Origin of the sequence: Geodermatophilus chilensis, assembly GCF_002802985.1 — a bacterium.
Lineage (GTDB): Bacteria > Actinomycetota > Actinomycetes > Mycobacteriales > Geodermatophilaceae > Geodermatophilus > Geodermatophilus chilensis.
The window spans coordinates 37,734-48,720 of sequence record NZ_NVPT01000016.1; the positions used below are offsets into that span (position 1 = coordinate 37,734).

The 10,987-nt window shown below is 72.6% G+C and carries 14 protein-coding genes and 1 pseudogene; 11 read left to right on the forward strand and 4 right to left on the reverse strand.

What is annotated here, in order from left to right; all coding sequences use genetic code 11:
• Nucleotides 1-17: 17 nt before the first annotated feature.
• The gene (locus CNO22_RS04490; RefSeq protein ID WP_198588100.1) at nucleotides 18-1,379 is read right to left on the reverse strand and encodes an NADH-quinone oxidoreductase subunit B family protein; all 1,362 of its coding nucleotides are present in this window, start codon (nucleotides 1,377-1,379) and stop codon (nucleotides 18-20) included.
• Between the two features lie 104 nt (nucleotides 1,380-1,483).
• Between CNO22_RS04490 and CNO22_RS04495 the strand changes: the two genes are divergently transcribed.
• Genes CNO22_RS04495 through CNO22_RS04505 form a run of 3 tightly spaced genes read left to right on the forward strand, consistent with a single transcriptional unit; the run spans nucleotide 1,484 to nucleotide 3,008 of the window.
• The gene (locus CNO22_RS04495; RefSeq protein WP_100498151.1) at nucleotides 1,484-1,870 is read left to right on the forward strand and encodes a hypothetical protein; all 387 of its coding nucleotides are present in this window, start codon (nucleotides 1,484-1,486) and stop codon (nucleotides 1,868-1,870) included.
• Nucleotides 1,867-2,241 (forward strand): PadR family transcriptional regulator, encoded by a 375-nt coding sequence (locus tag CNO22_RS04500; RefSeq protein ID WP_100498152.1) that lies wholly within the window; start codon nucleotides 1,867-1,869, stop codon nucleotides 2,239-2,241. Before CNO22_RS04495 ends, CNO22_RS04500 begins: the two co-directional genes overlap by 4 nt.
• Nucleotides 2,238-3,008 carry an ATP-binding protein gene (locus CNO22_RS04505; RefSeq protein ID WP_157936800.1) on the forward strand — a complete coding sequence of 257 codons (771 nt, stop codon included), beginning with the start codon at nucleotides 2,238-2,240 and terminating at the stop codon, nucleotides 3,006-3,008. The genes CNO22_RS04500 and CNO22_RS04505 overlap by 4 nt, the downstream gene beginning before the upstream one ends.
• Here the strand turns inward: CNO22_RS04505 and CNO22_RS04510 are convergent.
• Nucleotides 2,983-3,855, reverse strand: a complete 873-nt coding sequence (locus tag CNO22_RS04510) for an oligopeptide/dipeptide ABC transporter ATP-binding protein (protein WP_100498153.1) — start codon at nucleotides 3,853-3,855, stop codon at nucleotides 2,983-2,985. The genes CNO22_RS04505 and CNO22_RS04510 overlap by 26 nt on opposite strands.
• A 117-nt stretch (nucleotides 3,856-3,972) precedes the next feature.
• On the opposite strand from CNO22_RS04510, the gene CNO22_RS27470 reads away from it, so the two are divergent.
• Complete coding sequence (locus tag CNO22_RS27470; RefSeq protein ID WP_157936801.1) at nucleotides 3,973-4,179, forward strand: hypothetical protein; 207 nt, start codon at nucleotides 3,973-3,975, stop codon at nucleotides 4,177-4,179.
• A 64-nt stretch (nucleotides 4,180-4,243) separates the two neighbouring features.
• Here the strand turns inward: CNO22_RS27470 and CNO22_RS28825 are convergent, their stop codons facing one another.
• Both CNO22_RS28825 and CNO22_RS30055 read right to left on the reverse strand, forming a co-directional pair.
• Complete coding sequence (locus CNO22_RS28825) at nucleotides 4,244-4,555, reverse strand: hypothetical protein (protein ID WP_232806784.1); 312 nt, start codon at nucleotides 4,553-4,555, stop codon at nucleotides 4,244-4,246.
• A gap of 64 nt (nucleotides 4,556-4,619) precedes the next feature.
• Nucleotides 4,620-5,573: pseudogene (locus CNO22_RS30055) on the reverse strand (GAF domain-containing protein); the annotation flags it as partial.
• A gap of 113 nt (nucleotides 5,574-5,686) precedes the next feature.
• Here CNO22_RS30055 and CNO22_RS04520 point away from each other — a divergent pair.
• The 7 genes from CNO22_RS04520 to CNO22_RS28835 all read left to right on the forward strand — a co-directional run bounded on the left by CNO22_RS04520 (nucleotide 5,687) and on the right by CNO22_RS28835 (nucleotide 10,325).
• A complete protein-coding gene (locus tag CNO22_RS04520; RefSeq protein ID WP_100498155.1) occupies nucleotides 5,687-6,190 on the forward strand; it encodes a helix-turn-helix domain-containing protein in 504 nt (167 codons plus the stop codon).
• 283 nt (nucleotides 6,191-6,473) lie between these two features.
• Nucleotides 6,474-6,965 (forward strand): periplasmic substrate-binding domain-containing protein, encoded by a 492-nt coding sequence (locus CNO22_RS04525; RefSeq protein ID WP_232806786.1) that lies wholly within the window; start codon nucleotides 6,474-6,476, stop codon nucleotides 6,963-6,965.
• On the forward strand, nucleotides 6,966-8,102 hold the full coding sequence (locus CNO22_RS04530) for an ABC transporter substrate-binding protein (protein WP_100498157.1): 1,137 nt from the start codon (nucleotides 6,966-6,968) through the stop codon (nucleotides 8,100-8,102).
• Nucleotides 8,103-8,521: 419 nt separating this feature from the next.
• Entirely contained in the window at nucleotides 8,522-9,040 is a 519-nt protein-coding gene (locus tag CNO22_RS04535; protein ID WP_157936804.1) for an SRPBCC family protein, read from the forward strand.
• Complete coding sequence (locus CNO22_RS04540) at nucleotides 9,040-9,540, forward strand: nitroreductase/quinone reductase family protein (protein WP_100498165.1); 501 nt, start codon at nucleotides 9,040-9,042, stop codon at nucleotides 9,538-9,540. Before CNO22_RS04535 ends, CNO22_RS04540 begins: the two co-directional genes overlap by 1 nt.
• Nucleotides 9,540-9,725 carry a hypothetical protein gene (locus CNO22_RS28830; RefSeq protein ID WP_157936805.1) on the forward strand — a complete coding sequence of 62 codons (186 nt, stop codon included), beginning with the start codon at nucleotides 9,540-9,542 and terminating at the stop codon, nucleotides 9,723-9,725. Before CNO22_RS04540 ends, CNO22_RS28830 begins: the two co-directional genes overlap by 1 nt.
• Before the next feature lie 294 nt (nucleotides 9,726-10,019).
• A complete protein-coding gene (locus CNO22_RS28835; RefSeq protein ID WP_232806785.1) occupies nucleotides 10,020-10,325 on the forward strand; it encodes a hypothetical protein in 306 nt (101 codons plus the stop codon).
• Nucleotides 10,326-10,987: the final 662 nt, after the last annotated feature.

A 10,987-nucleotide genomic window follows, 5' to 3' on the forward strand; every position in this document is an offset into this window, starting at 1 on the left:
GGTCGCGACGGAGTTGGTCAGACGCGGGGCTCGGGGCTGCCGCCGCTGGGGGCCTCCTCGCGCTTGCCCCACACGTCGGCCTTGGCCTTCCCACGGTCACCGGAGCGGCGGAGCGCGTCGTAGAACCTGTGGTTCACCTGGGCGATGGCCGACGGTTCGGGCATCTCGCGCCCGAAGCCGCTGGGCGTGGCGCCCTGCCGGTCCCAGCGCACCTCACGGTTGAGGTTGTTGTTGCTGAACCTGCGCAGCGGCCGGATGACGCTGCCCACCATGCGCGAGACCGTGGTCGAGGCGAACGAACCCGGCGGCCGCTTGTAGAACGGGGTGAACTTGTCGGGGAAGCCGGGCATGGTGCAGCCGATGCACGGCCCGCCGGCGTTCATGCAGCCCCCGACGTGGTTGATCATGCCGCGGGAGGTGATGTTGCAGTTGACGACCGGCCCCCAGCAGCCCACCTCGACCAGGCACTCGGGGTCGCCGAACTCCTGCGCGAACGTGCCCTCCTCGTAGTAGGCGCCGCGCACGCAGTTGCGGTGCACCGTCTCGCCGAACAGCCAGGCCGGCCGGCCCAGCTCGTCGAACTCCGGCAGGGGGCCGAAGCCCTGCAGGAAGTAGAGGATGGCCGCCACGGTCTCGGTGAAGTTGTCGCCGATCGGCGGGCAGCCGGGGACGTTGACCACCGGGACGCCGAAGGTCGAGCGGTAGTCCTTGCCGAGCCAGTCCATCAGGCTCATCGCCCCGGTCGGGTTCCCCTCGGCCGAGGGGATCCCGCCCCAGGTCGCGCAGGTGCCGATGGCGATCATCGCGGCCGCGTTGGGGGCCAGCCGTGCCACCCACTCCGAGGCGGTCACCGTGCGCATCTCGCCGTCCGGACCCCACGGCTCCTCGCCCTGACCGGACCAGTAACCGCCGGAGGCGGCGGCGGCCAGCTCGTCGGAGATGGAGCCCTCGAGGACGACAGCGTAGGGGGCGTTGAGCGTGCCGGCGATGGCTTCCTCCGCCGCCCGCGTGTAGTGCGGCCCCGACTCCATGTTGAGCACCGGGTGGTGCAGCACGACGCGGGGCAGGCCCGGGTGAGCGCCCAGCAGCAGGCTCTCCACCGACGGGGTCGTCGCCCCGGTGGTGGCCACGCTGCAGCCGTCGCAGCTCATCCCGGCGAACCAGAAGACGTGCAGCTTCTCCAGTGGGCCGAACCGCGCCGGGTTGGAGCCCTGGGCGTCAGCCGGGAGCATGTCCTCGGTCACCTGCCCGGAGGGCAGGCCGAAGGCGCCGAACTCCTCGATGTCGTGGAAGCGCTCCACGGGGCCCAGCTCGTCGAGCAGCTCCTGCGCTGGTGTGCGCGGCTGCAGCCGGGGTGAGCGGGTCTGTCGGTCCGCCATTCGACGCTCCGGTGGCGAGGAGGGACGCCGGTAGGTGCACCGTACAGCTACCAGGCCGATCCGGTGTAGCGTGCGTCACACCTGGTCAGTGTGGAGGAGCGGACGTGGACGACCTGCACCCGCCCAAGTCCGAGGCCCTACGCGCCCTCTACTGGCGCAGCGAGATCCTCCAGGTGATGTTCTGGCTCCGGGGCGAGGGCCTCGGTGACGTCGTCGATGCCGCGCTGCTCGAGCGCTTCCTGGGCGTCGACGCCGCGGTCGGGGTCGGCTACCTGGACCGGCTGGTGGCCGGCGGCTACCTCGACCGCACGCCGGGCGGCTACGTGCTGTCCGAGAGCGGCCTGGCCGAAGGCCGGACCGAGTTCGCCCTGGGCTTCTCCGACCTCACCCGACCGGCGCACGGCGAGTGCAGCGCCGACTGCTGGTGTCACAACTCGGTGGAGGAGGCGCTCGCCTGCGCCGCAGAGCGCGCGACAGGCACGGACGCATGAGCGGCGCACCCCGGGAGGAGGTCCCCGTCGGGCTGCCGCGCAACTACCTGCGGCCGTGCCTGCTCCTGCTCCTCGCCGAGGGAACCTCCCACGGGTACGAGCTGCTGGAGCAGGTGTCCGCCCTCGGCCTGGACCGGGTGGACCCGGGCGGCCTCTACCGAAGCCTGCGGGCCATGGACGAGGAGGGGCTGGTCCGCTCCAGCTGGCAACCCTCGGCGAGCGGACCGGCGCGCCGCACCTACCAGCTGACCGACGAGGGGCGGGAGTGGCTGCACGCCGTCGCCGGTTCGCTGGCCGAGATCTCCCGCAGCCTGGAGGCCTACCGCGCCCGCTACCAGGCCGTCCTGGAGCAGAGCAGGCCTGCGCGGTGAGACTGGCCGTCGCCGGCAAGGGCGGCGCCGGGAAGACGACACTGTCCGCCACGCTGGCCCTCCTGGCCGCCCGGAGCGGCCGGCCGGTCGTCGCCGTCGACGCCGACGCCAACCCCAATCTGGCCACCGCCCTCGGCGTGCCGCCGCACGCCGCTTCCCTCCGCCCGGTTCCACCGTCCCTCGTCTCCCGTCGCCGGGGTGGCGCCGGGCTGCTCGAGCCGATCGACGAGGTGCTGGACCGGTACTCGGCGTCCGGACCGGACGGCATCCGCCTGCTCGGCATGGGGGGTCCGGCGCACGCCGACGAGGGGTGCCTCTGCGCCGCGCACGCGGTGGTCTCCGCGGTGCTCGAGGACCTGGGCGGCCCGGAGCGGCTCGTCCTCGTCGACATGGAGGCCTCGCCGGAGCACCTGAGCCGGGGCACCGTCCGGCACGTCGACGCGGTCCTCCTGGTCGCCGAGCCCTACTACCGGTCCCTCGAGACGGTGCGGCGGATGAGTGCCCTCGTCGCCGAGCTGCCGGTGCCCTCGACGTCGGTCGTCGCCAACAAGGTGCGCTCGCCGGCGGACCGCGACGCGGTCGAGGAGTACTGCGGACGACACGGTCTCGCCTTCGCCGGGGCGGTCCCGTGGAGCGACGCCGTGGGGCTCGCCGACCGGGCCCGGGTGCCGGTCGCGGACGGGCCGGGCACGGGTGACGTGGTCGCGGCCGTGCACGACCTCGCCGGCACCCTCGGCCGCCTCACGGGCCATCGGCTGCTGGGCTGATGGTCCGGACCTCGGCGTACAGGCAGGCGCTGGGATGGTCGCCGCCCGGGCGCACGACCAGTGCAGGGACCTCCCGGGCGCAGTCGTCGGTCGCCTTCCAGCACCGGGTGCGGAAGCGGCAGCCCGACGGCGGGTCCACGGGGTCGGGGACGTCACCGGCCAGCAGGATGCGGGAGCCGGACCCGCGCCGGGCCGGGTCGGGGACGGGCACCGCCGAGAGCAGCGACTGCGTGTAGGGGTGTGAGGGCCGCGCGTAGACCTGCTCCCGGGTGCCGGTCTCGACGACGGTGCCCAGGTACATGACCGCCACCCGGTCGCTGATCTGCCGCACCAGCGCCAGGTCGTGGGCGATGAACAGGTAGGACAGCCCCAGGTCCCGCTGCAGACGGTCGAGCAGGCCCACCACCTGCGCCTGGATGGAGACGTCGAGGCTGGACACGGGCTCGTCCAGGACGAGCAGCTCCGGATCGAGGGCGAGGGCGAGGGCGAGGGCGAGGGCGAGGGCGCGGGCGATGCCGATCCGCTGGCGCTGCCCGCCGGAGAACTCCGCGGGGTACCGGTGCACCGCACCGGCCGGCAGCCCAACCAGGTCCAACAGCTCGGTCACCCGCCGCGCTCCTCCCGCGGCGCGGTAGCGGCCAGCCGTCCGCAGCGGCTGGGCGACGATCTCGCCCGCGCTCATGCGGGGGTTGAGCGAGGCGTACGAGGAAGGACAAGGACGTCCCCACCGGCTCACCGCTGCGCCGGACGCTCCTTCCCGCGGTCCGCGCGGACCTGCCGCCCGCCGCGCGGTCGACGCCGCCGGGGGCATGCGGCGAGCACTGGGTCCGCTGCTGTGGTTGTCCATGGGACGGGGTGGGTAGCGCGAGCGACGGACGGGAGCCCGCCCGGCTTGGACCCAACAGGTCGGCGGTTCCCCTGCTCCGGTCGTGGGTCTCGTGTCCGCGGCCAGGAGGACGTCACCATGAGCACGAGTGAGCGTGTCACCTGGGAGACCTGCCCGACCTGCGGACGGTGTGCAGCGGTGGGCTGGCGGGACGGGATCCCGGTCGAGGTCGACTGTCCCGGCGGCTGCGGGCTGACCGCCGCGGAGTTCACCGGGCGGACCCGCCCGAGCGTCCTCTCCTCCTCGGTCGGGCGGTGGACGACCGCGGCCAGCACCTGGAACTGAGGCCCACGTCGGTCCCGACCGGCGTCCCAGCGAGTCGCGTGCCCGGTCGGTGGAGCGCCGCTCCTCACCCGGTCGGCTCGGGTGGCGGTGCGGGCCGGTCCCCGGATTCGTCCGGTCGCCGGCGGCAGGACGGCCACGGTCGGACGTAGGGGACGTCGCGGGGCAGCCCCAGCTCACCGAGCCGCTCGTTGAGCGCGTGAGCCAGGATGTCGTACTGGTGGTCGTCGAGCGGCATGAGGCCGACCGTGTAGGCCTCGAGCTCCAGCGGAGCCGCAGTCCCGCCCAGGGCGATGTAGCGGAACCACAGCTGCTCGAGGTCCAGCTGCCCGCGCCGACACGCCGCGGTGACGGCCTCTCGCCGCCGGTCGCCCGTCATGAACACCGCTCCTCCCTGCCGACGGACCCGAAGCGTCGGCGCTGGTGGAGGACAGGATTTCCCACGCGAGGTCGCGCGCCTTCGTGTTCGTGCGCTGCGACCGCTCCGCCAGCATGCGGAAGGCGGTGTGCTCGTCGACGTGGTGGCGTTCGCGCAGGACCCCCTTGGCCTGACCGATCAGGTCGCGGGTGACCAACGCCTGGTGGAGGTGCGCGTTGAGCCGGCGCAGCTCCTCCTGGGACCGGGCATTGGCCAGGATCACCGCCGCCTTCTCGGCGAACAGGGCGAGGATCCGCTCGTCGCGGTCGGTGAACGCCGCCTCCTGTCGGGCGTAGACCTTGACCGCCCCGAGACTCTCCCCGCGCACGACCAGCGGGGTGCTCAGGCTGCTGCCCAGGCCCAGGTGCGCCACCGACGCGGTCCAGTTCGGCCACCGCGTCTCGTTCCACGTCGAGTCGACGCGGTAGCCCACCTGGTCCCGGGCGGCCGACAGACAGGGGCCCTCGTCGAGCTCGTACTGCAGGGCGTCGGCCTCCTCCACCAGCGGATCCGTGGCAGCCGCGGTCGTCCTCGTCGGCCCGTCCAGCAACGTCACCCCCGCACCGTTGCTGCCGGGGAGGGTCTCCGCCGCCAGGGTGGTGACCAGTTCGAGGACGCTGCTCAGCGTCTCCTCCGCCAACAACACGCCGCTCAGGCGACTCAGCGCCGCCGACAGGCCCGCGGCTCCGAGCGCACCCAGATCGCCCGAGGATCCCTGCGCCCCGGTCACGTCACACCTGCGGGTGGGTGCTGGGAGACGGAGGGACGGCACCGCGGCCCCTGCGCAACCTCCGCAAGCCGGCCGGTCGACAGGACGGGTTCGAACACAGACATGACCACTCCTCGCCCGGCGCGGGACGGGGAAGGCCATCGGCTTCTGCTTCCGCCACCGCCACGGCAGGCCTGAGTCTGCTCCGCGTGCCGATGACCCCACGGTCCTCCGGGCCCAGGACTTGTCAACGATCGTTTCGGTAGCCATGCTTGCGGTAACGATTCTTGCCGCAACCCCTATTGCGGCAAGAATCCTTGCCCACACAGCCCCTGCCACGGCCCGGTGGACCGGCGCCCGACCTCGAAGGAGTGAACAGCCACATGAGACACGAGGACGCCGGTCGCCAGGTCCGCGAGGACGCCGACCGCCCACCGGACGCCGCGCGGGAGGCGCCCCAGCACGACCCGACGCTGCTGGCGCTGGAGGAGCTCGTCGCCGCCGCGGAAGAGGTGTGCCGAATGGCCGCGCACGTCACCACCCGCGCCGCACACATCCGCACCCGCCGCATGGAGGGACTCCCCTACCGGCAGATCGTCGCGGGCGAGGACGTCCCTCTGATCGCCGCCCTGCTGACCCACAACATCCAGCGACTGGAGGCGGCCGGTACCCGGTTCCGGCAGGCCGAGGCCCACGCCCTGCACGACGAGGGCATGACGATGGAGGAAATCGGCCGGCTCTTCGGACTCACCCGCCAGCGCATCTCCGCACTGATCCGCGGCGCATCGGCTCCAGCACCGGACCAGGCCATCCACCAGAACGGCCCCCTGCCGAACACCGCTGGCGCACCGGACCTCCCCGATGAGTCCGGCCAGTCCGGTCGATGACCGGACGGGCGCAGCCCGGCGCAAGCTGCACGTGGGCCACGCCCACGCTGGCGTCGATGCTGCTCGGTCACGGCGACTGCTTCTGCCATCCTCCAGTGATGGGCCCTGCCGGGATTCCATGCCCGCCGCGACCTGCGGGTGCGTGACGCACGAGGCTCCGCTCCACCACCGATGACGGCAGGCAGTGAGGCGCTGGCGCACTCGACCGCTGTCCGATCCGCTCCGGCGCCCCAGCTGTTCCGGCATCGGGCCCCCCGACGCCGGGTAGCCGCAGCTGGTGGAGATGCTGCAGCGACTTGCCGGCCGGGTGCGCGGGAAACCGCGCGGCAGAGTGCGGGTGGTCGACCCCAGCCCGTTGAACTGGCTGTACATCACGTACAACACCGTCGAGGAGCCGGTGCGGGTCACTCACCGCGGCAAGGTGCGCCCGGCGGCGATGCGCAGCTACCGGTGGCGGGGCAGGCGGACGCTGGAGATCCGGGTGCGGCCCGGCGACCGCTTCGCGGACGGCACCACGCTCACCGCCGACTCCGTGCGCCGGGCTCTGGAGGAGCAGTTCCGGTGGGAGGCGCCGCACCCGCCGGGCACCCACTTCAACATCGACCGGCGCAGCCGGGTGGAGATCGTCGACGAGCACATCGTGCGGCTGCACATGCCCGAGGTCGACGGGCTCGTGCTGGGCAAGCTGCGGGCCACGCACGTGATGAGCGACCGGTTCTGGGCAGACCTCGGCTTCGGCTACGCCCGCAACCGCTCGGGCGAAGGCCACTGGTAGGTGATCGACGCGCCGGGGCCGTGGGCCTCGGGAGCCTTCACCCTCATCGAGGGGCACTCCGTCATCGACACCGAGGCCATCGTCACCGATGGCGCCGACCGCACCTGGCTGCAGACCGAGGACCGCTCCCCCACCCTGCGGCTGCGGGCCAACCCGCACTACTGGGACCGCCGCCGCGGGCCCCGCGTGGCGGAGGTCGAGTTCCGCAACGACCTTCCGCCCGAGCGAGCGCTGGAGCTCGTGTGCGACACCGTCGGGGAGGTCGACCTGGTGACCGAGGTGCCACCCACCGCCGCCGGGCGCGTACGCCGCTCCCGGCACGCGCGGCTCGTCGCGGTCGACGCCGTGCGCGTGCTGGCCGGGGCAATCGACCGCAGCGCCGAGGGCCTGCCGCTGGTCGACGTCCGCGCCCGGCGGGCACTCAACCTGGCCGTCGACCGCCGCGCCCTGGCCGACGACGTCCTCGACGGCCATGCTCACCCGTTGGCCGGGCTCACCCCGCCGACGCCGCTGACCGCCCTGCACCGCGCGCCCGGACGGCTCCGCCCGTACCCACACAATCCGGACGAGGCCGCGCGGCTGTGGCGGGCCGTCGGCGGGGCCCACCGGCCGCTGCGGCTGGCGACCTTCGGCTCCTGGGAAGCCGTCGCGCACGCCGTCGCCGCCCAGTGGCACACCGCCCTGGGGCTGGCCGTGGACGTGACGGCGCTCCGCGGTGCCGACGCCGAGCGCGACGCCCGCCGCCGACAGGCCGCCAAGCTGCCGCGCGACTGGGACGTGCTGCTGGTCGACCACGGCGCCCAGTCGGTCGACGTCCCGCCGTTGGAGCTGCACCGGGCCTTCGTCGGCCGCTCCGGTGAGTTCCGCGCCGGCCCCGTCGACCCGGAGTTCGAGCGGCTGTTCACCCGGCTGCGGAGCCGCACCTCGCAGCTGGGGCAGGTGCTGGCCGCCAACCGGATCGACCGTTACGTCAGCTCTCAGGCTCTCGCCCTGTTCCTCGTCGCACCACGGGCGCTGTACGCGGTCAACCACGACGTCGACTTCCGGCCGTACGCGACCACCTTCGAGCTCGCCGACACGTCCGTCCGACGCGGCCACTGGTCGACGCGGCAGCGAGGGACGCCCGTGGCAACGTAGGGCGGTCGTCGTATGACCCCCAGTCACATTCGAGGGGTTCTCCGCCATCCGTTGTGATGCCGTTCGCGCAGGTCCCGGACCCCTACGACGTTCGCTGCCGTCCGCCCCGGAGCGCTGCCGTACAGGCCGGGTTGCTGTACCGGTTGCTGTAGCTCTCCTCCCGCGTTCCGGCGTGTCGACCGGTCCGAGTCTTGGCCTCAGTGGAGCGTGCGCCGGGACTGCGCCGGCCGCCCTCCCTCGCGGAGGCTGACGCGCCAAAGCGCTGGTTATGCGTGTCTGGCCTCGGAGGATGGAGGCCACTCCGCCTCGTCCAGTGCTCGGCTCTCCGTTTGCCTCGGCTCGGCCAGGTGACCAACTGCGCGCCACTCTGCACCGTGGTCGGGTCGGTCCTGGCCGGACGTGCCGCCCGCTCAGGCGACGTGGTCGCGGTCCGCCTCGTGGGCGCGGCCCCGGAGCGGGTCTTCGAGTTCCTCGCCGACCTGCACAACCACTGGCTGCTGGAGGACCGCTTCGTCGAACTCAGCGGCCTCGACGGCGACGAGGGCAGCGGCCCCCGCGGGGGCCGGGTGCGGCTCAAGGGGCCACTCGGCATCAGCCGGGAAGCACGGACCCGCGTGCTCTCGGCCCGCCCCCCCACCGCGGTCCGTCCCGGCAGGTTGGCCGGACGCGCGGACATCGGCAGGGGGACCACCGGACGGGTGGCCTGGGAGATCGCCGTCGGGGAGAACGGCGGGTCGCGGGTCACCTTGAGGGCGGCCGCGGAGCGCGCGTCCCTGCTCGATCGGACGCTGCTGCTGCTCGGCCGCTGGTGGCTACAGCACACCTTCGACCGCGCCCTCGCCAACCTCGACCGCATCCTCGAGCCGGCAACGACAGCGCCGGAGACCTCACCGGCTCCATCCGTGCGGCCCGTCCTCGAGCAGAAGGCGGCCGGGTGATGCGCGACCGGAAACGGCGGCTCACCACGGCACTGGCCCGCCACGTCGTCAACCCGGTCATGCGCAGAGCCATCGAGCGGGGCATCGCGCCGCCCGGGTACGCCCTCCTCGAGACGACCGGGCGCAAGTCGGGACTGCCGCGCCGCACCCCCGTGGGGAACGGACTGGACGGCGACACCTTCTGGATCGTCGCCGAGCACGGCCGCAGCGCCGACTACGTGCGCAACATCGAAGCCGACCCCCGGGTGCGGATCACGGTCGGCAGGAGATGGCGCACGGGAATCGCGGTCCTCCTTCCCGAGGACGACGCACGCGAGCGCCAGCGTCTGATCGGCCGCAGGTTCAACGCCGCCGTCGTGCGCATGATGGGCATCGACCTGCTCACCGTGCGCGTCGACCTGGAGTCGTCGACCCTTTCAGGAAAGAAGCCCGACAACGAACTGGCCGCGCAACCGCAGACGTCCGCCGGCCCGGCGGATCCTGACCGGAAGAGGAACTGATGACCCTGGACCTGGCAACGCGTAATCGTCCTCGACGCCGCTCGACCTGTTGCCGGACCGCACTCGTCGGCGTCGCGGCGCTCCTGAGCTGGACTCTGGCCGGGTGTGGGGACCCCGACGACGATGAGGGCGGCGGTGGCGGTGGCTACTTGTCTCAACAGTCGATCCAGCAGGAGCTCGGCTGAGCCACGACGGACCCACGGAGCTACGCCCGCCCGTGGCGATGGAGTGGAGGAGAGAAGAGTCAGTGGAGCTATGGATCAACCCGTCGTGCTCGAAGTGTCAAGTGGCCACTGAACTGCTCGACGGAGCGGGCGCCCAGTACACGGTCCGCCGACCCGCCCACGGGCGATGAGCTGGACGCCGTGCTGCGCCGGCTGGGTCTCGATTTCTGGGACATCGCATGATCCAACGAGCCTCTCGCCGACGAACTGGACCTTGCGCATCTGCCGCGCGACCGCAGACGCTGGCTCAACGTCATGGCCGCCAACCCGCTGCTCATCCAGCGGCCGCTGATCACCGCCGATGACGGCACGACCCGTGATCGGACGGTCGGAGGAGGCGGTGCGTCAATCGCTCCGAGCTTCCACACCTTCCTGGTCGTCCGGCCCGCCGCGCTGACCGTTGATGCGTGCACCGTCCGGCCTGGGCGAAACTTCGCGACCGCGCATCAGGACATCCAACGCCGCGTCCTCATGTTCGCCGTCACCTCCCCCTTTCCGGTCAGCGCGGGAAACGGACGGAACACCGACCGCGGGTCGCCGAGCGCTCGACGGTCGCGGTGAGCGCTGGGGGCCCGGCGGAGCAAGTAGGACCGAGCCCCCAGCCCATAGGACACACACGACAGCCCGCGCGATCATGACCATGGGGCTCTTCCTTCGCCGGTTGCGCTTGTGATCACGGCCGGTGGGAGGCGGCGGCACGCGGCTACGTCGCCTCCTGACGCACGGCGACGGCAGATGGGGCCGCCAAGCCGCCCGCGGCGGCGACGGTCATGGCGGCGCTGCCAGCGTCCACGCGCCCGCGCGCCACGCTGAGCAGTCCCGACAGCGCGGTCCCGATGCTCACGCCGGTGGCCACGCGCATCATCTCGATCGGGTCCGAGCCGGGCGCAGCGTCGCCATTCCGAGGCCCATCAGACTCAGGCCGTACACCCGGATGAGGTGCGGGACGACGGGAGCCGAATCCGAGGCCGGTCCCCAGAACCGGCCGGAGACGACTGGCACCGCCGCGAGCTGAGCTCCGATCGTCAGCGTTCTGACTGCAACGGTCTGCGGGATCCGAGAGGTCGTGCGACGGGTGACGGCAGAATCGGCGGTCGGCGGGTAGAGACAGCACCATGGACCCTCCGCGACTCCTCCCGTGCCTTCCGGCCACACCTCAGAAGGCGGTGTGCTGGTCGGCAGCGACAACGCCCGCCGCCGACTCGTCGTCTTCGAGGACCCGC

Bases quoted from the DNA above. Each gene is read 5' to 3' on its own strand.
- CNO22_RS04525 (WP_232806786.1), top strand. From the start codon at position 6,474: ATGCTGCAGCGACTTGCCGGCCGGGTGCGCGGGAAACCGCGCGGCAGA.
- CNO22_RS28830 (WP_157936805.1), top strand. From the start codon at position 9,540: ATGACCCTGGACCTGGCAACGCGTAATCGTCCTCGACGCCGCTCGACC.
- CNO22_RS04540 (WP_100498165.1), top strand. From the start codon at position 9,040: ATGCGCGACCGGAAACGGCGGCTCACCACGGCACTGGCCCGCCACGTC.
- CNO22_RS04510 (WP_100498153.1), bottom strand. From the start codon at position 3,855: ATGGACAACCACAGCAGCGGACCCAGTGCTCGCCGCATGCCCCCGGCG.
- CNO22_RS04490 (WP_198588100.1), bottom strand. From the start codon at position 1,379: ATGGCGGACCGACAGACCCGCTCACCCCGGCTGCAGCCGCGCACACCA.
- CNO22_RS04520 (WP_100498155.1), top strand. From the start codon at position 5,687: ATGAGACACGAGGACGCCGGTCGCCAGGTCCGCGAGGACGCCGACCGC.
- CNO22_RS28825 (WP_232806784.1), bottom strand. From the start codon at position 4,555: ATGACGGGCGACCGGCGGCGAGAGGCCGTCACCGCGGCGTGTCGGCGC.
- CNO22_RS04500 (WP_100498152.1), top strand. From the start codon at position 1,867: ATGAGCGGCGCACCCCGGGAGGAGGTCCCCGTCGGGCTGCCGCGCAAC.
- CNO22_RS27470 (WP_157936801.1), top strand. From the start codon at position 3,973: ATGAGCACGAGTGAGCGTGTCACCTGGGAGACCTGCCCGACCTGCGGA.
- CNO22_RS28835 (WP_232806785.1), top strand. From the start codon at position 10,020: ATGGCCGCCAACCCGCTGCTCATCCAGCGGCCGCTGATCACCGCCGAT.